We start from the raw sequence: 21,881 nt of genomic DNA, 5'->3' as shown, positions 1-21,881 counted from the left end.
GGTGAGGCATCGCTGCGGGCGTCCCGTTGGGGCGTCGGGTGGCCCGGCTAGGTGGTGGCCCCGGCGCCGGCGGGCAGCGGGTCCTGGCGGTCGAGCGGATGGGCGATTTCGTCCACGCACATCCGGGCTGCCAGCAGGGCCACCACTGCCACGACCGGGCAGACCCCGCCCGCCACGACGAAGATGAGCCAGATCGGGAGTACAGAGGCGGCGGGACCGGCCAGCGCCATGAAACCGGCATCAGCGCCAACGAGACGAAGAAGTCGAGGCTGGAAACCCGCCCCAGCAGGTGCGGCGGCACGCGCCGCTGCAGCAGTGTCCCCCAGATGACCATGCCCACGCTGCCGGTGGCGCCGAAAATGAACAATGCCAGGGCAAGCAGCCAGAAGTTGTCCATGATCCCMACGGCCGCCAGCGGCAGGGTGCCAGCTCCCCAGCACACCATCATGACGGTGAGGTAGCGGCGCGGGAGCCGGACGGACGCCGTGACAAGGGCGGCTATGGCGCTGCCCACCCCCATGACGGCCAGCAGGAAACCGAACATGCGGCTGTCCCCGCCCAACTGGTCCCGGGTCACGAAGGGCAGCAGCACCTCGATGGGACCGATCAGGAACAGCACCGAAATGCAGGCCCAGAGCAGTGTCCAGAGGAGCCACGGCGTCCGGACCGTGTAGCTGACGCCCTCGCGGAGGTCGGCGAAGAACGAGGTCTTGGCCGGTGCCTTGGCGGAGCCATCCTCCATAGGGCCATCCTCCATAGAGCCGGGAGCCGAGCCGGGAGCCGAGCCGGGCGCCGCGAGGGCGTGCTGGCCGAGGAAATTCAGGATGATGAACGCCAGCAGGTGGCACACGGCAACGCCGGTTACGGCGTGCGACGGCGACAGCGCCGCCACGACGATGCCGGCCACGGCGGGGCCCGCCGCCTGCTGAAGCGTGGGGCGGAGGGTGCCTTCCATGCCGTTGGCCGCCAGCAGGTCCTCCGGCGGCAGGATCGCGGAGTACGCCGGGAAGAAGAACGCTGCCCCGACACCCAGGACGAAGGCGCCAGCCACGAGGTGCCAGAGCTGAAGCCAGCCTGCCATCGCCAGCCCGCTGACGGTTGCGATGACGGCGAGGTTGGTTCCCTCGACGGCGATGATCAGCAGCCGCTGCGGGACGCGGTCCGCTGCGATGCCGCCCGCAAGAACAAACGCCACCAGGCCCACGCTGCCCGCCGCGGCCACGAGGGAGAGTTCCAGCGGCCCCCCGCCGATCTGGATGACCTGGTAGACCATGGCCACGGCCCACATGCCTGAGCCGAAGATGGAGATGGCCAGGGCACCGATCAGCACGCGGTATTCGCGGTGGGAAAAGGGTCGAAAGGCGCGGGGGAGGGGCACACGGCAATCTTAGGCCGAGCCTCTGCGGGGCGGAACGTCCCGGCGGGATAGGCTCTAGCCATGGGGAACACACCGGCCCGGCCGGGGCGGCGCAGCGTGGCGCTCATCGGCTCAAACTTTGGCCTTGCCCTCCACCCGGTGGACCGGAACGGCGTTCATATTGACGGCGAACCCGCCAGTTGCTTTGCTTCGTTCTGGATGGCTGACTGGTCCCGGTGGGGAACCGGGACAGTGCTCATGGTGGCCACGCTTCAGGGCTGGCGCAGCTACGGCTCCAACGAAGTCTTCGCCTCCACTCTCGCCACCGAACTGACGCGCTTCTTTCCTGAAGCCGCGCGCTTTCCACTCGGCGCCGTCAGCCACACGCAGGACGAGTTCGACGTCGAACTGGACCTTGAACGCGGGTTCCGGGCGACCGGGCGGCGGGCCGCCCTCGAGATCTCCGGGGTGCTGGACCGGCGGCAGTTCACCGCGCCGGATTTCCAGCTGGGCCCTGCCAGCGCCTCGATGAGCAACGTTTATCATCCCTGCAGCGGCGGCAAGCTCTCCGAGTTCGGCGTTGAATGGCCCGGCGCCGCCACGGTCTACCCCGGCCCGCGCGGGCCTTCCTCCTCCGCGTACATGGCCGTGGCCGAGTCCTGGGTGATGTGAGCGGCTGCCGGCGCGGTGAGGGGTGATCAGCATGCTTGGTATGTTGGGGTGTGGCCTAGTGTTAAGGCTAGACGGCGGTCTCCGGCCGCCGGTTGTTCCGAAGTAGAGGTGATGATGGCCAAGCGACGCAACCCCGCGATGAGAATCGCGCAGGAAACAGCCCACAATGCCGTGTTCGACGCCCACGGCAACCCCAAGCCCGGCGTACACAACCTGCTGCTGCGCGCCGTGGAGGTCCAGCGTCCGCTGGTAATCGCGAACATCCGCCGGCTCCAGCGCCGCAACCCGCGGGCATCCGCCGCGCAGCTCGCGGACATCCTTGAACGCGACTATCTTCGGGCAGTGACGGGCGGGGGAGCGCTGGTCGGGGCCACCGCCGTCGTTCCCGGCGTCGGCACAGTGGCGTCCCTGGGTCTCTCGGCGGCCGCCACGGTGGGCTTCCTCGAAGCGACAGCCCTGTACGCCACCTCGCTGGCCGAACTGCACGGGATCCGGATGACGGATCCGGAGAAGGCGAGCACCCTGGTGATGGCCGTGATGCTCGGCGAGGAGGGGACCGCGCTGCTGGGTTCGCTCAGCGGACAGGCCATGGGCAAGGGCAAGGGTGCCAGCCAAGCCTGGGGAAATGTGCTGGCGGGCAGGATGTCGTCCTCCGGGTTCGGTTTCGTCCGTGAGCGCATCCAGAAGGCATTCCTGCGGAACCTGCTCAGGCGGCAGGGAACAGCCCTGTTCGGACGCGCGCTGCCGTTCGGCATTGGAGCGGTGGTGGGTGGCGCCGGTAACCTCATGATGGGCCGCGCCGTCGTGGTCAACGCGAGAGAGGCATTTGGCCCCATGCCGGACACTGTGCCGGGGGAGCTCAAAGCCGCGGGAACTGCAGGCCCGGACGCCGGACCGCCGCCAGGCCGGTCGCTCGAAGGTGGCACTCCGTGGGAATCCGGCACAAATGAAGGTGGTATTGGTGGATCTGAACGCTGACCTCGGGGAGTCCTTCGGCTCTTGGACAATGGGCGACGACGCGGCCATGTTCGAGCTCATCACCAGCGCCAATGTGGCCTGCGGCTTCCATGCCGGCGACCCCGTGACCATGCTGGACAGCTGCCGCGCCGCCTATGAACTGGACGTCACGGTCGGCGCCCACGTCGGCTACCGGGACCTCGCCGGCTTCGGGCGGCGCTCCCTGGACATGTCCTTTGACGAGCTGTTCGGTGATGTCCTCTACCAGCTCGGGGCGCTGGATGGGGTAGCGCACGCGGTGGGTGCCTCGGTGGATTACGTCAAGCCGCACGGAGCCCTCTACAACCGGGCGTTCCACGACGCCGAACAGGCGGGCGCGCTGGTGGCCGCTGTCCAGGCCTACGATCCCGGCCTCCCTATCCTGGGGCTTCCGGGGTCAGAGCTGCTGAAGCAGGCCCAGGACGCCGGGCACCCCGTCTTCCGCGAGGCGTTCGTGGACCGCGCCTACCTGCCCGACGGCACCCTGGTGCCGCGCTCGCAGGAAGGCGCCGTGCTGCACGATGTCGGGCCAATCGTTGAGCGGGCAGTGCGCCTGGCGCTCAAAGGCGAGGTGGTGGCAGTGGACGGGACCGTGGTCCGGGTGGACCCCGATTCCCTGTGCATCCACGGTGACACCCCTGGTGCGGTGGGCATGGCCGCCGCTGTCCGGGCCGGCCTTGAGGAGGCCGGCGTGGAACTGGCGCCGTTCGCCTAACCACGCCAGCCCGTCATAGCTATCGCGGCCCCGTGCGCGCCCCGATCCGTTGCTCCAGCACGCGCGCTGTGGCGGGCGGGCTGCTGGCCGGTGTGGTGTTGCCGCGCAGCACGGGCGGCACCGTCCCGGCAGGCTTGGCGGCGGTGAAGAGCCAGGCCTGGAAGAAGGTGCCGAGGTCCTGGCCGGAAAGTTCCTCGGCCAGGCGGATGAAGTCGGCGCTGGACACATTGCCGCCGGCATGGGTATCCGTCCATTCCCGAAGGATGTCGAAGAACACTTCGTCACCCACCCGGGTGCGCAGGGCTTGCAGTGTCATCGCGCCGCGGACGTACACGGCGAAATCGAAGAGCGCTGCAGTTCCCGGGTCGCCGATCTTCACTGTCCAGAACGGCGCCTGGGCGGGAATGGCTGCCGCGTAAAAGTCGAACAGCTGTTGCGGGGTTTCCCGCCCCTCGCTTTCGCTCCAGAGCCACTCGGCGTAGGTCGCGAATCCCTCATTCAACCAGATGTCCTGCCAGCGACTGACGGCCACATCGTCGCCCACCCACTGGTGCGCCAGTTCATGGACCACCACCGAGTCACCCGATTCCGGGCTGGTGAAGAAGAGCCTGGAGTAGATCGGCCTTGTCTGGTTCTCCAGCGCGAACCCGAGGTTCTTCAGGTCATCAACGATTCCACCGGCGGCGCTGAACGGGTACGGGCCGAAGAGATCGGACAGGAACGCGATGATTTCCGGCTGCCTCCTGAACGACGCCTGCACCCGGTCACCGGTGGAGGGTGGCCCCGAGTTGGCCGCACTCCACTTTCCGTCAATCTTGGGGCTCCCGGGCGGTGGACCGGAAGCTGACCAGCCGTCCATCGTGTTGCCGTCCTCCTCGAACGACGTGGTGCCTTCCCCTGTGGATACGGTTACGTCGTCAAGCGACACTCCGTCCAGCGTGACGACGTTGTCGGTGACGTAGGTCACGGAGAGTTCAACAGCCTTCCCGGCGAACCGTGAGAGATCGAATCCCCACTGCTCCCATCCACGGCTGGGGCCGGTGGCTGCCCACCACGTTCCTGAGCTTCCACTTGGGCTGCATGAGCCGTTGAGGCTGGCTGTCAGGTAGTGGTTGAGGAAGGGATGTATGGCCAGCAATTGCTGACAGCCGGGTCCGCTTTCGGCGGATGTGTGGCCGTTCGCATCCCGCAGGGTTGTCCAGTCCTGCGCGCCGGCGGTACGCGCTTCCACGAGGACAAAATCGCGGCCGGTTTCGATGTTCCGGTTAAGCCAGAAGGAGAGCCGGTTGCCGCCCGACGGGACGCTAATCGTTCTGGTCAGGCGGGTGTAAGTTCCCACGCGGCTGTCCGACCAAGCGAAGTTTTGGCCCGTCCGGGCAACGACTGCCGGTGCGAACAGGTCGGGATCGACTGCGTCGATGTACCGGACCCGCCCGTCCCGGTAACGGTCCAGTTGGAACTGGCCAACGCTCGCCGTGGCCAGGTATGTGGCCAGGGGTTCGTCCGCGTGCCACGTCCAGGTGGTTTTCCCGTCCTGCGACTCCTCGTCGCGAAGCACGCCGTTGGCCACCACCTCCAGTCCCTCCGGGACAGTGATCTTGAAAGTGAAGGTCGCCTTGTCCAGGGGATGGTCGTTGGCCGGGAACCAGGTGGCTGCTACGTGAGGCTGCCCGATGACCAGCGACCCGTCGTCGGTCCGGAGGAAGCCCGAGACTCCGAACTGGTCAATGATCGGTTTCGGCACGCCGTCGTAGTACACGACGGTGTCGAACTCCCGGCCGTCCCTGATTCCCTTCTGCGGAGTCACCGTAAGCTCCGCACCGGTGCGCCTATAGGCGGCGTCCCTATGATTGACCTGGATACTGCGGACAGTCAGCCCCTCCAGGTCCAGGTTGAACGACGAGAGGTTCTGGGTGGCACGGGCACGGATGGTGGCGGAGCCCGCAAGGAACCCGCTGGCTGGGTCGTAGCTAAGCTCCAGCAGGTAACGCCCAACGTCGTAGCCGCCGTTGCCGTCCAGCGGATAGTAGGGATCCCCGAGGCCGGGCGTGCCGGGGCTGAAACCGCCGTCGCCAGCGTTGACCGCAAGGGCCGGGACGGTCGCCACAGCAGGCAGGGCGAGCTGGGCCGGCAGGGCAGCGGACACAGCCAGGGCGCACAGGAAAAGGCCGGCGCGGTGGAACGTTGCCGGCCGGTAAGTCGCGGGACTCATGGCACCTCATTCGAAACTCCCGAACGGAGCGCCGCGGTGCCGATCCGTGGGTTGGCCACCGTTGGACCGGCAGGAGACCAGGCGGCGTAGTTGACACCAAGGTGGCCCTGGCCGCCAGGACTGTCAAGCGTCTATCGGCGGCACCTGCCGCGCCGGGGCCCCGGTCAGCCGAAGGCCAGGTGCGCCACCGTGAAGATGGCGAGCCCGGCGAGGGAGCCGACCACTGTGCCGTTGATTCGGATGAACTGCAGGTCCTTGCCCACCTGGAGTTCGATCTTCTGCGACGTTTCCTCGGCATCCCAGCGGGCCACGGTATCCGTGATGACTCCGGCGATGTCTGACCTGTAGGTGCGGACCAGGTAGCCGGCGGCGTCGCCGATCCAGGCGTTGACCTTGCCGGCGAGCTCGTCGTCGGTGACCAGCCGGGTACCGAAATCGCGGACGGCGGCCTTGAACTTCACGGTCAGCTCGCTGTCGGGATCGTCGACGGCGGTGAGCAGCGCACCCTTGACGGTCGCCCAGGTCCGGGACGCAAGTTCCCGGACCTCCGGATCGCCGAGCACCTGCGCCTTGATGCCCTCGGCGCGGGCGATCATGGCGGGATCGTGCTGCAGGTCCTGGGCGAGGTCTGTCAGGTATTTGTCGATGGACAGCCGTACCTGGTGCTGTTGGTCGTCCTGGACCGCGCGGGTGAATTTCAACAGCTCGATGTAGACCTTGTCTCCCACCAGTCCGTCCACGAAGTTTGGCACCCACTGCGGCGAGCGCTCCGTGACGAGCCGGCTGACCGTCTGGTGGTTGGCTGCCACCCAGTCCGCCGCCCGGTCCACGAGGAGGTCAACCAGCTTGTGGTGGTGCCCATCTGCGAAGATGCGTGCGGCCATGCGTCCCACGGGCGGACCCCACGGAGGAGTCAGGAGGTGCTTGCGGACCATGCCCTCGATGACGGCCTGGACGTCGTCGTCGTTCAGCACTTTGAACGTGCCCCGGATGACGGCGGCGCCCTCCTTGGCCACACGCTCCGCGCCGCCAGGTCCCGACAGCCAGTTGCCCACTTTGCCGGAGATGTTGATGCTGGCCAGCTTGTCCTGGACCACCTGTTCGGAGAGGAAGTTTGTCTCCACGAACTCGCCCAGGGACGCGCCGATCTGGTCCTTGCGGCGCGGAATGATGGCGGTGTGCGGGATCTTCAGGCCCATGGGGTAGCGGAACAGGGCCGTCACGGCGAACCAGTCGGCAAGGGCGCCCACCATGCCCCCCTCCGCCGCGGCCCGGACATACTCCAGCCACGGGTACTGCCTCTGCAGTGCGAAGGCCGCCACGAACACCACCGCCATGGCAATGAGCAGGCACAATGCCACCAGTTTCATCTTCCGGAGCGCAGCCGCCTTTTCGGCGTCGCCCCCCTCGAACTGCCGTACGACGGCGGGACGCACCGGAGCGCGGCGGTCCTGTCCCGGACGATTACGGGTTGCCTCGTCCGGGGGAGACGCCAGCTGGGTGGTTGGCTCAGAGTTCACCTGCATGTGCCAAGCCTAGCCCCGCTTTAGCGGCCGCGGTCGGCTAACGTGTGACCATGACAGCCGACGAGTCAGCACTAACCCGTCCCCTGGTCTACGCCCACCGGGGTGCCAGCGCGGATTTCGCCGAGCACACACGGGCCGCCTACCTCCGGGCGCTCGCCGACGGCGCGGACGGCGTGGAGTGCGATGTGCACCTTACCCGCGATCAGCACGTCGTCCTGCTGCACGATTCGAACCTGGACCGGACCTCGGACGGCACAGGACCCGTGGCTGAGCGGACGGTTGACCAACTGCGGCTGCTGGATTTTTCATCCTGGAAGGGCGTCCGGATCCCCGAGGCCTACGGGCCCAGGTCGGAACAGTTCCTGACCCTGCCGGACCTGCTGGACCTGCTCCGGGCTGCCGGGCGGGAGATCGGGCTGGCCATCGAGCTGAAGCATCCCAGCCCCTACCAGCTGAAGCTGGAGGACAGGGTGCTGGAGGTACTGCGGACACAAGGGTGGGACGCCGGTACATCCATGCTGGACAACATCCGGGTGACTTTCATGAGCTTCAGTCCCGACTCGGTCAGGCACCTGCGCAAGGCCGTACCAGCGGAGTTCATCTGCCAGCTCGTGGACGACGTGAACGTCACCGGAATCCGCGAGGACCTGGGACTGGGACCCTTCACAGGGAGCGCCGTGGCCAACGTCATGAAGGCCGCGCAGCTGGAGGGCGAACGGATTCTCAACGACGGCGAAGTAGGGATGGCCGGCCCAGGCATCGACTACGTGCGCCAGCACGCCGGGACTGTGCAGCGCTGGCTGGAATCCGGCCGCCGCTTCCGGGTCTGGACGGTGGACGCTGAGAATGACGTGTCCCTATGCCGCGGGCTGGGCATCCACGAGGTAACCACCAACCGGCCAGGGCAGGTTCTGGCCCAGCTCCGGCAGCCGGCCCTGGCAGCAGCCGCCACCGCCACCCAAAGCCAGCCGCCGCTGTGATTGAGTGGTGGCATGCCCATCACTTGGCCGCCGAAACTCCTGCGTTCCCCTGCTGTCCGTGTTGGCCTGTCCATCAGCGTCGCCACCGGCCTGTACGGGGTGTCCTTCGGCGCGCTCTCCGTGACCTCGGGGCTGGACTTCTGGCAGACCATGGCTCTGAGCTTCCTCCTCTTTAGCGGCGGTTCACAGTTTGCATTCATCGGGGTGGTTGCCGGCGGCGGCTCGGGTCTGGCGGCCATGGGAGCGGCCACCCTGCTGGGGATGCGCAACGGGATCTATGGCATGCAGCTCAACGTGCTTCTCCGCCCGCGGGGGTGGCGCCGGTATGCCGCCGCCCAGTTCACCATCGACGAGTCCACGGCCACAAGTACAGGCCAGACGGACCCCGCCGAGCAGCAAAGGGGCTTCTGGGCCGCGGGCATCGGGATCTTCGTGCTCTGGAATCTCTTCACCGCGGTGGGCGCCTTGGCCGGAGGTGCGCTGGGTGACCCGAAACAGTGGGGGCTCGACGGCGCAGCGGTCGCGGCGTTCCTTGGCCTGCTGTGGCCGCGGCTAAAGGGCAGGGAGCCGGTGGCGATCGCCGTCGTCTGCGCACTGGCAACTGTGCTGGCCGTGCCGTTCGTTCCGGCAGGCGTCCCTATCCTGATTGCCGCCGTGGTGGCGGCCGTCATCGGCTGGCTCAGCCACGGCCGCAAGGACGAAGGGCTTGAACCGGACATCGACCCCTATACCGAACGTCACCCGGGCCATCACCGTCAGCCCGGACATCATCCGGGCACCGGAACCAACCCCGGAACCAGGCCTGGAGGTGCCCAGTGAATCTGTGGGGATGGTTGCTCCTCGCCTGCCTCTTCGCCTACGGATGGAAACTGGTGGGCTACCTTCTCCCGGCCAGCCTGCTGCAAAACCCCAGAATGTCCAGGATGGCCGGCACCATGACCATCGGCTTGCTGGCGTCCCTGACCATCGTGAATACCCTGGCCACCGGGCAGGCCCTGGCACTCGATGCCCGGCTCGGCGCCCTGGCTGCTGCCGCTGTGGCCCTGATCCTTCGGGCGCCGTTCCTGGTTGTTGTGCTGGCAGGGGCCGGAGCCGCGGCGCTGCTCCGGCTGGCCGGCTGGAACTGAGCCGGCTGTAACTGAGTTGGCAGGCTGGGCTGAAGCTTCGGGAAGCCGTCGGCAGGCCGGCGCGGACTTTTGAGTGATGTGAATCACGGCCGTTGTATGCTCTAAGTAGCTAAGAAGTCAGCTGCCATAACCATTCAAGCGGTGAATGTGAACCATGGAAAACCGGCTGCCTCATCGGCTGACTCCCGCGGCGCAAGGCCGCAGCAGGGCCGACGCGGCAGGCCCGCCGTCGAAGGCGTTCCCGAAAAAAGCGCTGCTTCACGCACTTCACTGCGCCCGCCCGGGAGTTTCCTTACCGGAAAGCACGTGCCCGGAAATTGACCTGCCAGGATCCAGGAGCCCACAGGCGGGTCGAGGAAACCGCGGAAGCTGCCGCAGATGACGTAGCTGCCGCAGATGAAGAGGAGCAGTAAAAATGAAGGCCGTCAGCAGACTGTCCCGTACCCGCGCCACCGATGCGCCGTTCGAAGTGAAAGCCCCGGTGGACATCGTCCTCGAACATCTGCGCCAGGTGGGACCAGCAGTGGCCTGCCTGCGGAACGAATCCTCGCGCCTGGCAGGCTGGGGTGAGGAACTGGCACGCCGCCTGCTGTCCGGTCACCGCCTGCTCACGGCCGGAAGTGCCGGTTCGGCGGCCGAAGTGCAGCAGTTCACCGCGGAACTGCTGGGGCGCCACGCGGCTGAGCGCCAGCCGTTCTCCGTCATTGCCCTGCGGCCAGGTGTGGCAGCAGGCTCGGCGCCAGTCAGTGCCATCGAAATTGCGCAGGGGCACGCAGAAGAGGTCGCCCACCACGTGGGAGCCCACATCCGTTCGGACGACGTCCTGCTGGTGGTCTCCGCCAGCGGGCACCGGCATGCCCTGCTGGATGCGACGGCAGCAGCCAGGGCAGCCGGGGCCACCGTCTGGGCCGTCACCGGGGCTGCGCCCAACCCCCTGGCCCAGGCTGCCGACGAAGCGATCTGCATCAACGCTCCCAAACCCCAGGTGCGTGAGGCGCAGCTGATCGCGCTACAGGCGATGAGTGAATGCCTGGCGGCGGCCCTGCACACATTGTCCGCCGGGCGTGAGCTCAGGTGAGCCGAAGCCCGGCGTAGTCGATCGGGGCAGAGCCACGCGGGCAGTCCTGGCCAGCCGGGGGCCAGCAGGGCTGCTTAGGCAAGCGGGGCTAACTCACGCGGCCCCGTAGGCGTCCGGGACTGCCGGCTCGGACCGTCTGGCGAGCTCCTCGGTGGCGAGGTCATACCAGTCCTGGGCGCCGAACACCGGAGTTGGGGTATCGAGGTTCCGGTAGAGTGCGTCCGCGATGATGCCGAGTTCATCGGTGGACGCCGCGGTCAAGGTGGTTTCAGGATCCATTGAATGTTTCATGAAATGCGCAAGCTGTGAGCGGTTCATGATGCCACGGCCGGTCTGAGTTGAACACATGCAAAAAAAGACATGGTGTGCTCCGTATATGGAAATGCCCGAGGCTGACTTCCTAACCCACCGGTGTGCCCAAGCTTACTGTGCAAGGGCGGTGCACGGAATATGCCGGGCCGCCTTTGGCGCCCGCCCCGGCTACTCGAACTGTGACGACGGGAGCGGCACCTGGGGCGGCAGTGACCTGGTGGGCCGTTCCGCACGGATGGCGTCTTCGACGAGGGCTGCGGGCCGGCGCCACGCGTCGGATCCGGGCTCCATGGTATCCACCACTCCGATGAGCATGGCCAGGAGCCGCACCATGTCCGTCAGCGAGATGTCCACCCGCAGCATGCCCTGGTCCTGGCCGCGGCCAAGGAGGACGCCAACAGACTCAATCAGGCTTCCGGTGATGCCGGTGAGCAAATCCCGCCGGCCGGCCACGGCGCCGAGAAGGTTGGCGTTGTCACTGGCCGCGGTCATCACGGCGTCGATGACCCGGAACAGGCCCTCGGCCGCATCGCTGCCGGCCAGGGCGACGTCGATCACCGGGTCCACGGTGAGCCTGAGCTGGCGGTTGAGGGCTGCCAGGACCAGCTGTTCCTTGTCCGAGAAGTTGCGGAACAGCGTCGCCGGACCCACTCCCGCGGTGGCGGCAATGGTCTGCAACGGCACGTCCGGGCCGTACTGCCGGAAACACTCGCGGGCGGCATTAATGATCTTGTCCACATTGCGTGCAGCGTCAGCACGAAGTGGCTTGCGCTCTACTGCGAGGTTCATGAACCAAGGTTAGCAACGCTGTGTCAGCCTGACTCCGTTACCCGTTGGTAGCGCCGAATATGACACAGCACACTTTCCTGGCGGCAGATCCCGCCGTGTCAGACTGGACCCATGTTGCTTGCATTTTCAGTCGCCCCATCCGGAATTCCCGCTGATCCTGCCAACGCCGTGGCGGGAGCCGGGGATGCCTCCGTGCACGACGCTGTCGCTGCCGCCGTCAGGATCGTGAGGGAGTCCGGGCTGCCCAACAAGACGGACTCCATGTTCACCACCATCGAGGGTGAATGGGATGAGGTGTTCGACGTGGTCAGGCGCGCCACCGAGGCGGTGGGGAAATTCGGCAGCAGGGTGTCCCTGGTCATCAAGGCCGACATCCGGCCGGGCTATTCCGGCGAACTCACCGCCAAGGTCGAGCGCCTGGAGGGTGCCCTGGACGGCGCACCGGACGGTGCGCAGACCAAGGGCGAGTGACGCGGGAGCCTAGCCGGGCCGGGTGCTTGCTGCAAGACTGTGGGCATGTTTGAGCACAAGCCGCGGCCCGAGTGGGCGGCCGTCGAAGAGTACCTGTCCGACGTCGTCGTCCACCCGGACGACGCCGTCCGGCGCGCCGTCCGGTCCGCCGAAGAGGCGAGGATGCCGCCGATCGAGGTGACCCCGAATGCCGGAAAGCTTCTCAAGCTGCTGGTGGCGGCGTCCGGTGCCCGCAACGTGTTGGAGATCGGCACGCTGGCCGGATTCAGCACCATCTGGATGGCCCAGGGAATGCCCGACGACGGGCGGCTGGTGACGTGCGAATACCTCCAGAAACACGCGGACGTCGCGCGGTCCAATGTGAACGCCGCCGGCGTGGGCCACAAGGTGGAGATCCGGACGGGGGCGGCGCTGGACACGCTCGCCGCCCTCGAGGCCGAAGGGGCTGGCCCGTTCGACTTCGTCTTCATTGACGCGGACAAGGAAAACAACCCGCAGTATCTGGAGTGGGCGGTGCGGCTGGGCAGGGCCGGAACCAGCATCGTGATGGACAACGTCGTGTGGGAGGGCGTGGTCCTGGATCCCTCGATGGATGAAGTCAATGCCCCCGGAATCATCGGCGCGCTGAAAATGATGGGCGAGGACAGCAGGCTGGACGCCACTGTCATCCAGACCGTGGGCTCCAAGGGCTGGGACGGCTTCGCGCTGGCCATTGTGAAGTAGCACCGCCGCCCGTAGGCGACGCCGTCCGGCAGCAGTACCGCCGTCGCCAGTCGCCCACAGCGAAGCACCGCCCGCGTACTGGCTGTACGCGGGCGGTGCCCTTTTTGCTGGGTTCTCTGGGAAGCCGGGAACTACTGGATTGAGCTCATGGAGTTCCAGCCGCTGCCGGCGACGGTCTTGCCCAGGAATCCGGTGTTGCCGTTGCCACGGTAAAGGATCAGGGCGCCGCTGGCGTCACGGGCGAGGACGTCCGCTTTGCGGTCGCCGTTGAAGTCGCCCGGGGCCGCGAGGGAGTTCATGCCGTTCCAGCCGGCTCCAATCAGGACCCGTGCGGTCAGGGCGGCGGTGCCGTTACGGTACAGCCAGAGGTTGCCAGCCGCGTCGCGGGAGATCACATCGGGTTTGGCATCGCTGTTGAAGTCACCCGACAGGATGGCGTTCATCCCGTTCCATCCGGTGCCGATCAGCATCTTTCCGCTCAGGCCGGCTCCGGTACCGAGGTAGGCATAGAGGTTGCCAGTGGCGTCGCGGGCAATCACGTCAGCCTTGCGGTCTCCGTTGAAATCGCCCGGAACGCTCAGGCTGTTCATACCGTTCCACCCGTTGCCGATCTGGCTGCTTCCGCTGATGAGCCCGGCTCCGTTACCGCGGTAAAGGTACAGGGCACCTGCTGATGACCTGGCGATAATGTCGGCCTTGCGGTCTCCGGTGAAATCGCCGGCGCTGATGATCGCCGTCATCCCGTTCCATCCGCTGCCCATCTTGGTCCTGGGAAGGAAGCCGCCGGTGCCGTTTCCGCGGTACAGCCAGAGGGTTCCGCTGGCGTCGCGGGTGATGAGGTCAGCCCGGCCGTCACCGTTGAAGTCCTGCACCTTGGTCAGGGGAGCGGTGACGGTGGTGCCAATCTGCACGCTGCGGCTCGCAATTGTGCTGACGTTGCCTGCCACGTCGGTGGCGCGGGCGTTGAAGGTGTACGTGCCGCTGAGCTGTCTATCCCACGTCTTCGGGGAGGCGCAGGTTGGGTCCCACGCCGTGTTGGAGGGCAGGAGTTGGCATTCGAACCGTGCCGCCGGGTCGCTGCTCGTGAAGCTCAGCGTCGGGGTGTCGTCCAGGCTGGGCGAGGATGGGAACGGCGCCACGATCGAAACCGCCGGGGCGGCCGTGTCCACGGTAAAGGTCAGCGTGGGAGACGTCAGGAACTGCGGCTGCGTGGGATCGGTAGCGAAGGCAGGGTTGGTGACGCTGGCCTGGACCCGGTGCACTCCCTGCGGCAGGGCAGCGAGGGCCGCGGAGTAGTTCGATCCCGTCAGGGTGGTGGCCCTCGGCGCCCCGTTGTCGACAATGAGCTGGACGGGGCCGGCGATCCCTGCCGGAAGGGTTCCGGTGATGGTCGGCGTGGTCACCCGGGTGATGTTGTCGCTGTTGGAACGGCCGCTGTCACTGGCCGCAGCCAGGTCGGGGGTGGACGGACCGGTCTCGGTGCCCTCGGCGATCAGGCCCTGGACCGTGAAGGTGTTCACGGTGAGGGTGTTGACCCCGGGGCCGCCGGCGTTCGGTCCGACGACGCTCACGAAGTTGTTGCCGGAGGGGGCTCCGGTAACGGTCCTCGCGGTATTGATGTCGCCCAGCGTGCCGGCTGCGGCGCCATCCTGGCGAAGGAAGGTTGCCGTGGTCCCCCGGCCAAAGTCCCCCAGGAAGGATGCGCCGACGCCGGCCCAGTCGCACGGTGTGGTGGGCGAGGGAGCGCAGAGACCCTGGTCCAGGGTCTGGTTGATGATGCCGGACGCGTCCGCCGTGAAGGTGTGGACGCCGTACGGGTGGGTGATGGTGTACGACTGGCCGGCCACCAGGTTGGTGACTCTGAACCGCAGCCGTGCGAAACCCATCTGCTCCCCGGGGACAACGGGCCCATTGACGTGGGCCCCTTCGAGGGCAGCTTCGTAGAGACGCAGGTTGCCGCCCGAGGCATCGGCTCCGAACCAGAAGGCTTCTTCGGGGAAGTTGTCCGGGTAGGAGGCGGGCGCGCCTGGATCAGGCGGCTCGGAGAGGCAGCCCTGCCCTGCCTGGTAGCAGAACTGCAACCGGACCGTTCCGTCTGAGAACCAGGTGGGGAACCCGTTTGCCGGGTCAACCGGGCCCATCCCGGCGGTTTCCGCGTGCGCGGGAACAGCGCCCAGGGGTGAGAGGGCAGCGGCGAGAAGTGCGCCGGCAACGGCGGGCGCAAAGCGCGCGGCGGTGGAGGGCTTGCGGTGCGCTGACCGGGAGCGATTGGCTCCGTCAGGCACTAAGGGCCTCATCGCGGAATGCGAAAACATGGTAACTCCTTATTGGACACTCGATTTGTGGCCCCCAGTACCTTCAAGGCCAAGCCGGGAGGTGCGTTCCCAACTGCGTCAACAATGGACGCAGCACCTTGGGCAAAAGTCGGACTTTGCCGGTGGGGAGCGGTCTCTGCACAGCCTCAAGCTCGGGTGCGTGCGCGGCTGGGGACCGGAATGGTCGGGAGATGCCGCCCGTCAAAGCGAATTAGACCATCGATTTGAGGGGGCCTAAATGGGGTGGTCCCGGGCGACCCCCCCACCCTTCGCTGCCGGTCCGGCTTTTTCCAAGTAGGCCGCGGCATCCTCGAAACATCCCATTCGGTCTCGCACCATCCCTATCTAAAAGGAGGCCCGGTAATGACCAGGACCACTGCGATCCCAACGATCCCATGACGGCGGCGCTTTCCCTATGGGACGGCTAGCAGCGCACCGGGCTGACCCGATGTCCAGGGCGGCCCCCCGAGCCAAGTTCGCCCCGGACAGCAAAGCCGTCCGCTCACGCCCTGCCGGAACCGTCCGGCAGGGCGTGCGGGGGAGGACAATTACGACGGCGGTGCTTCTGGCCGCCGCCCTGCTGGCCTCCCGTCTGTGGCTGGTGGAGCCGGTGACGGTCAGTTCCGAGAGCATGGAACCGGTGCTGCCCAAGGGCAGCACCGTGCTGATGTTCAAACCGGGCCCTGCGCTATCCGTCAAAGCCGGAGACCTCGTGGTGTTCACGAGCCCGGAGGACGGGAACCCTGCCGTGAAGCGGGTCATTGCCTTCGGGGGCCAGAGCGTTGCCATCGAGGACTCAGTACTGCTAGTGGATGGAGTGCCGCAGGCCGAGCCGGGGATCGACCACAGCCGCATCGACGGTACCTACTTTGGGCCCGTGACAGTGCCGGCCGGGCAGGTCTTCGTCTTGGGCGACAACCGGGCGCGCTCCATCGATTCGCGCACTTATGGGAGCGTACCGCTGGAAGCACTGCAGGCAACGGTGCTGTGGCCCGCCGGCCGCTGACCCGGCCGCCAATGGCCAAGCCCCGCCAAAAAGACCCGTGCCCGAAAGATAAGTATGCTGGGAATCATCGCGGCCGGCTGCCCAGCCGGCCAAGTGGGCAAGTGCATCTGTGACGGCAGCGGAGGAAGACATGAAAGCATCTGAGACTCTGGCCAGCAATCTTCAGAAGGTCCTCACCGACCTGATCGAGCTTCACGTGCAGGGCAAGCAGGCGCACTGGAACGTGGTGGGCACCAACTTCCGTGACCTGCATCTGCAGCTCGACGAAATCGTGGACAGCGCCCGGCTGCTCGCCGACCAGACTGCTGAGCGCATGCGGTCGCTCCATGCGCTTCCGGACGGCCGGAGCGCCACGGTCTCCGCCGGCACCAGGCTGGAGCAGTATCCTGCCGGCCTGACCGTCACCAAGGACACGGCCAAGCTCATCACCGCGAGGCTGGAACAAACTGTCAAGACAATGCGCGGTGTCCACGACGAGGTGGACGAGGAAGACCCCACCAGCGCTGATCTCCTGCACGAGGCCATCACGCGGCTGGAGCAGCTGGCCTGGATGGTCAACGCGGAAGTGATGCCGGCTTCGGCGTCGGTGACCGCACCGGAACTGACCGGCCCGGAGAAGGCGTAGCACCGCCATGACCCGGCCAACCCGATTGCCGGCAAACCCCTCAGTGGGCAGAAGGTCAAGGCACCTCCTGTCAGAAGTCGCCGCATGAACACCCCGCACCGCCAGTGGCAGCCCGTCCGTCTTAGCCTGGCGCCGGCCCGGACGGCCGGCGCCGAACCGGTGCTGGAGACCGATTCTGTCCTGGAAGAACCGGGGCCGGTATCCGCGTCTGGGCCGGACATCGAGCGGCTGCTGACCGGGGTTGCTGCGGCTGTGGGGGATGTCCCTGCCCTGCTGGCCATCGCCCAGCAGGCCAGCCGTTCCGCGCCCAACCCCGGTGACGGAAGGACAGCCCGGCTCTGGGAACTGCTGGCTTCCGTCGCGGTGGTGGACGTGGCTGCCGCAAGGGTCCTGGAACCGCACCTGGACGCCGGCGCCATCCTGTCCCAGGCGGGACTGCCGGAAGCTTTTACCGGGTCGTGGGGGGTCTACGCAGCCGAGGCCCCTGGCACCCGGCTGGCGGCCACGCCGGCCGCCGACTCCGCTGATGCTCCGTCCGCCAGCGCCGGGAGGCAGTCCCGCAGCGCCGACCGGCCTTCCGCCGGTGAGGCGGAACCCGGCGGGACTGGACCGCGCGGAATAGCCGGCGGCGTGCAGCTGAGCGGCTCCAAGCCCTGGTGCTCGCTGGCCCAGTTCGTGGACCACGCAGTGGTCACCGCGCACACCCAGGCGGGCGGCCGGGCTGCCTTTGCCGTCGACCTCAGGGCGGCGGGCGTGACCTGCGACGTTCCGGAATGGACCAGCCGCGGGCTACGTGAAATCCCCAGCGGAACAGTCCACTTTGATCGGGTTCCGGCCGTCCCGCTTGGCGGCGACGGCTGGTACTTCCGGCGCCCCGGCTTTGCCTGGGGCGGCATGGGCGTTGCCGCGTGCTGGCTGGGCGGCGCCGTGGCACTGGGCCGGCACTTCGAAGCAGCACTCCTGCGGGGAGCCAGGTCCCAGCGCGAACCTGACCAGGTGGCGCTCGCCGCCCTGGGAGAGGTGGACCGGATCCTGGCCTCCACCCTCCAGTACCTCGCCCGGGCAGCCGACGCCGTGGACACCACCCTGCAGGCGGGCGGGGATTCCGATACCGAAATGCCCGACGGCGAGGCCCACATCGAGGGCGGGGTGGGGCTGAACAGCAGCGCGGTCGGCGGGTGGAGCGAGGCGCTCCGTGTCCGCGGAACTGTTGCCGCCGCCGTCGAACGCGTCCAGCTTCTGGTGAGCCAGAACCTTGGGCCCGGCCCGCTGGCCTTCGACGAACGGTACGGCAAGTGCATGGCCGATCTGTCCCTCTATGTGCGGCAGCACCACGCCATGCGGGACGACGCCCAGCTGGGCGCGCTGACCCTCAAAGGGGAACACGCATGGTGACGTTCTCGCACGCGGATGCCGGCACGGACGAAGAGGCCTGGAAAGGCAGCGGCCTGGACACGATCGGCGAACTCCCGCTGGATTCGGCAGAGCTGGCGCGGATGCTGTTCATCGTCCTCGTGGCCCATCCGGATGACGAATCCCTAGGTGCCGGAGGGCTGCTGGCGCGGCTGACGTCCGCCGGCGCGGACGTCGAGGTTTTGCTGTGCTCCGCCGGGGAGGCATCCCACCCAGGTTCGCCCACCACGAGCCCGGAGCGGCTGGCCGCCGTCCGCCGGGAGGAGTTCGCGGCAGCCATGGAGGCGTTCGGGCTGGCCGAGCGCTGGCAGTTCCTGAACCTCCCGGACGGCGAACTGGCGCAGCACCGCGCCGTCATCGCCGAACGCCTGGCGGACGTTATTGGCCGGCGCCCGGAAGCCGGCGGCAGGGCGGCCAGGCGCGGGGCGGCTGGAACCCCCAGTACGCCCCACAGCGGGCTGGTCATTGTTGCCCCGTACCGCGGAGACGGGCACCCGGACCACGACACCTTGGGATCCCTGGCGGCGGAGACCGCCGAAGCCGAAGGCCACGGGCTGTTGGAATACCCCATCTGGTACTGGCTCTGGGCCACGCCCGAAGACCATGCCTGGCGGAGCTGGGTGAGGCTGACCCTGAACAATTCTGAGCAGCAGGCCAAACGCGATGCCCTGCACGCCCACGCTTCCCAGCTGCAGCCGCTCTCCGAGCACCCTGGCGACGAGGTGCTGCTGTCGGAGCAGTTTCTTGCGCACTTTGCCCGGCCTTTTGAGGCCTTCGCCTGGCAGCCTCCGGTCACCGGAAGGCGGAGCGCCCGGGACGCCGAGGCCGTCTTCGACGCCGTGCACCGCAGCGCCGAGGACCCGTGGCGGTACCAGGACAGCTGGTATGAGCAGCGCAAGCGCAGCCTGACGCTCGCCGCGCTCCCTGAACAGAAGTACGACGCCGGCCTGGAAACCGGCTGCTCGATCGGCACCCTGAGTGCGGAGCTGGCAAAGCGCTGCGGGCGGCTCCTCGCCGTCGACGCCAGCGGCGCCGCAGTGACACGCGCCGCCGAACGCCTCGCCGGGTATCCGGGCGCAGAAACCCGGAAACTGACCCTGCCGGAACAGTGGCCGGAGGGCAGGTTCGACCTGATCGTGGTTTCCGAGATGGGCTACTACCTTGCCGCAGCGGAACTGGCGGAGCTGTTCAGCCGGATCTCCGAGTCCCTGGTCCCGGGCGGAACGCTGCTGCTCTGCCACTGGAGGCATCCCATTTCCGGCTGGGAGCTCGACGGCGACGCCGTCCACGCGCTGGCACGGCGCCACTTGCGGTGGACGTCGGCAAGCACTTACCGGGAGCGGGACTTTGTCCTCGAAACCTTCACCGCACCGGAAACAGCACATGACGGCTGATCCCCGGCCGGTCATCAGCCGGGTTGAAGTGGTGATGCCGGTCCATGACGAGGAGCACCACCTGGGGCCCGCCCTGCACGCGCTCCGCTCCGCGGCCGGGGCGCTGCTGCAGCAGCGCCCCGCGACAGCTGTGGGAATCACCGTGGTCCTGGACCACTGCACCGACCGTTCGGCGGAGATCTCAGACCGCTTCGCCGGGACGCACGCCGGAGTGAACACGGACGTACGGGTGCTGCACCGGCGGTTCCGCAATGCAGGTGCCAGCCGTGCCGCTGGGGTGTCAGCAGCCCTTGGGGAGGCCGGCAGCAATCGTTTGGACGGCAGCAATCGTCGGGACGGCGCCGGGTTCCTCGAAACCAGGGGACATCTGGAAACCGCCTGGCACTTCGAAAGTATCTGGCTGGCAAATACCGATGCCGATTCCCGTGTTCCGGAGCACTGGCTCGTACGCCAGTTGGACTTTGCCGACGCTGGATGGGATGTGGTACTGGGATCTGTGGAGCCGGACTCCGCAGGAATGGACCCCGAGCTTCTTCGGAGCTGGCGCCTCCGGCACCCGCTGGAGGAACGGCACAGCAACGTCTATGGTGCCAACCTTGGGGTTCGCGCCTCGGCCTACCGTCAGGCCGGAGGGTTCCCGCCGCTCCGCTCCGCTGAGGACCGCGCCCTGGTGGAACAGTTGCGGGCGAAGGGCTTCCCCGTCATAGCCACGGACAGCACGCGCGTGCAGACTTCCGGGCGGACAGCCGCCCGGGCGCCCCACGGCTTTGGCGCCTACATCCGTGCGCTGGGCGTGGAGACGGCTGGCGCCCTCCCGAGCAGCTGACAGGAAGAGTGCACGGGGACCAGCCTGTAAACCATGCAAAGGTGAACCGGGCAGTTGCCTGACGGCAACTGCCCGGTTCACCTCCGTTGCTGGCTGGCGCCGTTACTGGCTGTCGCCCTTGCCCCGGCGGCTGGCGGCTTCACTGCTGCCGTTACGGCCGCGGTCGTGGTCACGGCCATGCTTGTCAGTGCCGTGCTGGCCGTTATCCTGCTCGCTGTATTTTTCACGCAGTTCGCGGCCCAGCCGGATGTCTTCCTCTTCCTTCTCCTGGAGCTTATCGCTCTTCTTGGTGTCGCGGGGCGGAAGCTGGAGTGTTTCCTCGGCTTCAATGCCCGCCTGCAGCTCCCGGCCACGTTCCATCTCGGCGTCGAACTCGGCGCCAAAAAGCAGCGACATGTTCAGGATCCAGAGCCACAGGAGCATGACGATCACGCCGCCGATTGCGCCGTAGGTCTTGTTGTAGTTGCTGAAGTTGGCAACATAGAAACCAAAGCCCAGCGAGGCAAGCACGAAGATCACCAGGGCGATGAGGGAACCGATGCTCATCCAGCGGAATTTGGGCTGGCGGATGTTGGGGGTGGCGTAGTAAAGGATGGCGATCACCACTATGACCAGCGCAACAATTACCGGCCACTTGGCGATGTTCCACACGGTCACGAACACCCCGCCCAGGCCCATGACATTGCCGACGGCTTCGGCCACCGGACCACTGATGACGAGCATCGCGGCGAGCACCGCCACGATGAGGACGGAAACCACGGTCACGCCGAGCATGGTGCCCCTGAGCTTGACGAAGCCGCGGCCCTCATCCACCTCGTAGATCCGGTTCATCGCCCGGCCGAAGCCTGTGACGTACCCGGAAGCGGACCAGAGTGCCGTCAGGAGACCGATCACCAGGGTGAAGCCGGCGGCCGGTGAGGTGGTCAGCTCCTGGATCGGTCCTTTGATCATGTCCACCGTCGATCCGGGCGCGATGCGCTGGACGATATCCAGGAGTGCCGCCGTCGTCTTTTCTGCCTGGCCAAAGATGCCGAGCAATGACACGAGGGCCAGCAGTGCCGGGAAGAGCGAGAGCACCGCATAGTAGGTGAGTCCGGCTGCGAGGTCAGGGCACTGGTCCGCCGTGAATTCGCGCAGGGTTTTGCGGGCAATGTACTTCCACGACGGCTTGTCCACGTCCGTGGGGCTGTCCGGCTTTCGGGCGTCATCCGGGGCAGGCGCGGTGGCCGCCTTTGCTGTACTTGTTTCCGGGGCTTCTTTGGTCGCCATGAGGCATCCTTTCGTTCGCGGGCAGGACCTGTTCCGGCGTCTCGGATTGTTCCTGCCCGCTATCAGGGGTTCGGG

At 67.1% G+C, this 21,881-nt stretch carries 20 protein-coding genes and 1 pseudogene; 14 read left to right on the top strand and 7 right to left on the bottom strand.

Features of this window, described 5'->3' with window-relative positions; genetic code table 11:
- Positions 1–47: 47 nt before the first annotated feature.
- Positions 48–1,378 (bottom strand): annotated as a pseudogene (locus AC1DFE_RS17450) (MFS transporter).
- 60 nt (positions 1,379–1,438) lie between these two features.
- Here AC1DFE_RS17450 and AC1DFE_RS17445 point away from each other — a divergent pair.
- The 3 genes from AC1DFE_RS17445 (at position 1,439) to AC1DFE_RS17435 (ending at position 3,740) form a co-directional block, all read left to right on the top strand.
- A complete protein-coding gene (locus AC1DFE_RS17445) occupies positions 1,439–2,029 on the top strand; it encodes a hypothetical protein (protein WP_476907135.1) in 591 nt (196 codons plus the stop codon).
- A 114-nt stretch (positions 2,030–2,143) separates the two neighbouring features.
- Positions 2,144–3,007, top strand: coding sequence for a hypothetical protein (locus tag AC1DFE_RS17440; protein WP_476907171.1), 864 nt, complete (start codon positions 2,144–2,146; stop codon positions 3,005–3,007).
- Entirely contained in the window at positions 2,991–3,740 is a 750-nt protein-coding gene (locus AC1DFE_RS17435; protein WP_476907134.1) for a LamB/YcsF family protein, read from the top strand. Before AC1DFE_RS17440 ends, AC1DFE_RS17435 begins: the two co-directional genes overlap by 17 nt.
- Positions 3,741–3,759: 19 nt before the next feature.
- On the opposite strand, the gene AC1DFE_RS17430 is transcribed toward AC1DFE_RS17435, so the two are convergent.
- Both AC1DFE_RS17430 and AC1DFE_RS17425 read right to left on the bottom strand, forming a co-directional pair.
- Positions 3,760–5,952: a M1 family metallopeptidase gene (locus tag AC1DFE_RS17430; RefSeq protein WP_476907133.1), complete on the bottom strand. Its 2,193-nt coding sequence runs from the start codon at positions 5,950–5,952 to the stop codon at positions 3,760–3,762.
- A 164-nt stretch (positions 5,953–6,116) separates the two neighbouring features.
- On the bottom strand, positions 6,117–7,478 hold the full coding sequence (locus AC1DFE_RS17425) for a DUF445 domain-containing protein (protein WP_476907132.1): 1,362 nt from the start codon (positions 7,476–7,478) through the stop codon (positions 6,117–6,119).
- A gap of 50 nt (positions 7,479–7,528) precedes the next feature.
- Here AC1DFE_RS17425 and AC1DFE_RS17420 point away from each other — a divergent pair, with 50 nt between their 5' ends.
- The 4 genes from AC1DFE_RS17420 to AC1DFE_RS17405 all read left to right on the top strand — a co-directional run bounded on the left by AC1DFE_RS17420 (position 7,529) and on the right by AC1DFE_RS17405 (position 10,663).
- A complete protein-coding gene (locus AC1DFE_RS17420) occupies positions 7,529–8,458 on the top strand; it encodes a glycerophosphodiester phosphodiesterase (RefSeq protein ID WP_476907131.1) in 930 nt (309 codons plus the stop codon).
- A 12-nt stretch (positions 8,459–8,470) separates the two neighbouring features.
- Positions 8,471–9,277 carry an AzlC family ABC transporter permease gene (locus AC1DFE_RS17415; protein WP_476907130.1) on the top strand — a complete coding sequence of 269 codons (807 nt, stop codon included), beginning with the start codon at positions 8,471–8,473 and terminating at the stop codon, positions 9,275–9,277.
- Positions 9,274–9,585 (top strand): AzlD domain-containing protein, encoded by a 312-nt coding sequence (locus AC1DFE_RS17410; RefSeq protein WP_476907129.1) that lies wholly within the window; start codon positions 9,274–9,276, stop codon positions 9,583–9,585. Before AC1DFE_RS17415 ends, AC1DFE_RS17410 begins: the two co-directional genes overlap by 4 nt.
- A 415-nt stretch (positions 9,586–10,000) precedes the next feature.
- A complete protein-coding gene (locus AC1DFE_RS17405) occupies positions 10,001–10,663 on the top strand; it encodes an SIS domain-containing protein (protein ID WP_476907128.1) in 663 nt (220 codons plus the stop codon).
- Positions 10,664–10,756: 93 nt separating this feature from the next.
- Here the strand turns inward: AC1DFE_RS17405 and AC1DFE_RS17400 are convergent, their stop codons facing one another.
- Both AC1DFE_RS17400 and AC1DFE_RS17395 read right to left on the bottom strand, forming a co-directional pair.
- Complete coding sequence (locus AC1DFE_RS17400) at positions 10,757–10,942, bottom strand: hypothetical protein (protein ID WP_476907127.1); 186 nt, start codon at positions 10,940–10,942, stop codon at positions 10,757–10,759.
- A gap of 201 nt (positions 10,943–11,143) precedes the next feature.
- On the bottom strand, positions 11,144–11,764 hold the full coding sequence (locus AC1DFE_RS17395) for a TetR/AcrR family transcriptional regulator (protein ID WP_476907126.1): 621 nt from the start codon (positions 11,762–11,764) through the stop codon (positions 11,144–11,146).
- A gap of 111 nt (positions 11,765–11,875) precedes the next feature.
- On the opposite strand from AC1DFE_RS17395, the gene AC1DFE_RS17390 reads away from it, so the two are divergent.
- Both AC1DFE_RS17390 and AC1DFE_RS17385 read left to right on the top strand, forming a co-directional pair.
- On the top strand, positions 11,876–12,235 hold the full coding sequence (locus AC1DFE_RS17390) for a thiamine-binding protein (protein WP_476907125.1): 360 nt from the start codon (positions 11,876–11,878) through the stop codon (positions 12,233–12,235).
- Between the two features lie 45 nt (positions 12,236–12,280).
- A complete protein-coding gene (locus AC1DFE_RS17385) occupies positions 12,281–12,958 on the top strand; it encodes an O-methyltransferase (protein WP_476907124.1) in 678 nt (225 codons plus the stop codon).
- A 131-nt stretch (positions 12,959–13,089) separates the two neighbouring features.
- Here AC1DFE_RS17385 and AC1DFE_RS17380 read toward each other — a convergent pair whose 3' ends face one another.
- A complete protein-coding gene (locus tag AC1DFE_RS17380) occupies positions 13,090–15,273 on the bottom strand; it encodes an FG-GAP-like repeat-containing protein (protein ID WP_476907123.1) in 2,184 nt (727 codons plus the stop codon).
- Between the two features lie 448 nt (positions 15,274–15,721).
- On the opposite strand from AC1DFE_RS17380, the gene lepB reads away from it, so the two are divergent.
- The 5 genes from lepB (at position 15,722) to AC1DFE_RS17355 (ending at position 20,537) form a co-directional block, all read left to right on the top strand.
- Positions 15,722–16,279, top strand: a complete 558-nt coding sequence (lepB, locus tag AC1DFE_RS17375) for a signal peptidase I (protein WP_476907122.1) — start codon at positions 15,722–15,724, stop codon at positions 16,277–16,279.
- 130 nt (positions 16,280–16,409) lie between these two features.
- Positions 16,410–16,904 carry a Dps family protein gene (locus tag AC1DFE_RS17370; RefSeq protein WP_476907121.1) on the top strand — a complete coding sequence of 165 codons (495 nt, stop codon included), beginning with the start codon at positions 16,410–16,412 and terminating at the stop codon, positions 16,902–16,904.
- Between the two features lie 84 nt (positions 16,905–16,988).
- A complete protein-coding gene (locus tag AC1DFE_RS17365; protein WP_476907120.1) occupies positions 16,989–18,299 on the top strand; it encodes a hypothetical protein in 1,311 nt (436 codons plus the stop codon).
- Positions 18,293–19,711: a PIG-L family deacetylase gene (locus AC1DFE_RS17360; RefSeq protein ID WP_476907119.1), complete on the top strand. Its 1,419-nt coding sequence runs from the start codon at positions 18,293–18,295 to the stop codon at positions 19,709–19,711. The genes AC1DFE_RS17365 and AC1DFE_RS17360 overlap by 7 nt, the downstream gene beginning before the upstream one ends.
- Positions 19,701–20,537 (top strand): glycosyltransferase family 2 protein, encoded by an 837-nt coding sequence (locus tag AC1DFE_RS17355; protein ID WP_476907118.1) that lies wholly within the window; start codon positions 19,701–19,703, stop codon positions 20,535–20,537. The genes AC1DFE_RS17360 and AC1DFE_RS17355 overlap by 11 nt, the downstream gene beginning before the upstream one ends.
- 102 nt (positions 20,538–20,639) lie before the next feature.
- On the opposite strand, the gene AC1DFE_RS17350 is transcribed toward AC1DFE_RS17355, so the two are convergent.
- A complete protein-coding gene (locus AC1DFE_RS17350; protein ID WP_476907117.1) occupies positions 20,640–21,806 on the bottom strand; it encodes a YihY/virulence factor BrkB family protein in 1,167 nt (388 codons plus the stop codon).
- Between the last annotated feature and the right edge of the window lie 75 nt (positions 21,807–21,881).

Source organism: Arthrobacter sp. 05T423 (assembly GCF_056396245.1).
Note: the sequence above shows the minus strand (reverse complement) of the source record. Positions and strands in the feature narration are given on the sequence as shown.

Bases quoted from the DNA above. Each gene is read 5' to 3' on its own strand.
- AC1DFE_RS17445 (WP_476907135.1), top strand. From the start codon at position 1,439: ATGGGGAACACACCGGCCCGGCCGGGGCGGCGCAGCGTGGCGCTCATC.
- AC1DFE_RS17440 (WP_476907171.1), top strand. From the start codon at position 2,144: ATGGCCAAGCGACGCAACCCCGCGATGAGAATCGCGCAGGAAACAGCC.
- AC1DFE_RS17430 (WP_476907133.1), bottom strand. From the start codon at position 5,952: ATGAGTCCCGCGACTTACCGGCCGGCAACGTTCCACCGCGCCGGCCTT.
- AC1DFE_RS17425 (WP_476907132.1), bottom strand. From the start codon at position 7,478: ATGCAGGTGAACTCTGAGCCAACCACCCAGCTGGCGTCTCCCCCGGAC.
- AC1DFE_RS17420 (WP_476907131.1), top strand. From the start codon at position 7,529: ATGACAGCCGACGAGTCAGCACTAACCCGTCCCCTGGTCTACGCCCAC.
- AC1DFE_RS17415 (WP_476907130.1), top strand. From the start codon at position 8,471: ATGCCCATCACTTGGCCGCCGAAACTCCTGCGTTCCCCTGCTGTCCGT.
- AC1DFE_RS17405 (WP_476907128.1), top strand. From the start codon at position 10,001: ATGAAGGCCGTCAGCAGACTGTCCCGTACCCGCGCCACCGATGCGCCG.
- AC1DFE_RS17400 (WP_476907127.1), bottom strand. From the start codon at position 10,942: ATGGATCCTGAAACCACCTTGACCGCGGCGTCCACCGATGAACTCGGC.
- AC1DFE_RS17395 (WP_476907126.1), bottom strand. From the start codon at position 11,764: ATGAACCTCGCAGTAGAGCGCAAGCCACTTCGTGCTGACGCTGCACGC.
- AC1DFE_RS17390 (WP_476907125.1), top strand. From the start codon at position 11,876: ATGTTGCTTGCATTTTCAGTCGCCCCATCCGGAATTCCCGCTGATCCT.
- AC1DFE_RS17385 (WP_476907124.1), top strand. From the start codon at position 12,281: ATGTTTGAGCACAAGCCGCGGCCCGAGTGGGCGGCCGTCGAAGAGTAC.
- AC1DFE_RS17380 (WP_476907123.1), bottom strand. From the start codon at position 15,273: ATGTTTTCGCATTCCGCGATGAGGCCCTTAGTGCCTGACGGAGCCAAT.
- lepB (WP_476907122.1), top strand. From the start codon at position 15,722: ATGTCCAGGGCGGCCCCCCGAGCCAAGTTCGCCCCGGACAGCAAAGCC.
- AC1DFE_RS17370 (WP_476907121.1), top strand. From the start codon at position 16,410: ATGAAAGCATCTGAGACTCTGGCCAGCAATCTTCAGAAGGTCCTCACC.
- AC1DFE_RS17365 (WP_476907120.1), top strand. From the start codon at position 16,989: ATGAACACCCCGCACCGCCAGTGGCAGCCCGTCCGTCTTAGCCTGGCG.
- AC1DFE_RS17360 (WP_476907119.1), top strand. From the start codon at position 18,293: ATGGTGACGTTCTCGCACGCGGATGCCGGCACGGACGAAGAGGCCTGG.
- AC1DFE_RS17355 (WP_476907118.1), top strand. From the start codon at position 19,701: ATGACGGCTGATCCCCGGCCGGTCATCAGCCGGGTTGAAGTGGTGATG.
- AC1DFE_RS17350 (WP_476907117.1), bottom strand. From the start codon at position 21,806: ATGGCGACCAAAGAAGCCCCGGAAACAAGTACAGCAAAGGCGGCCACC.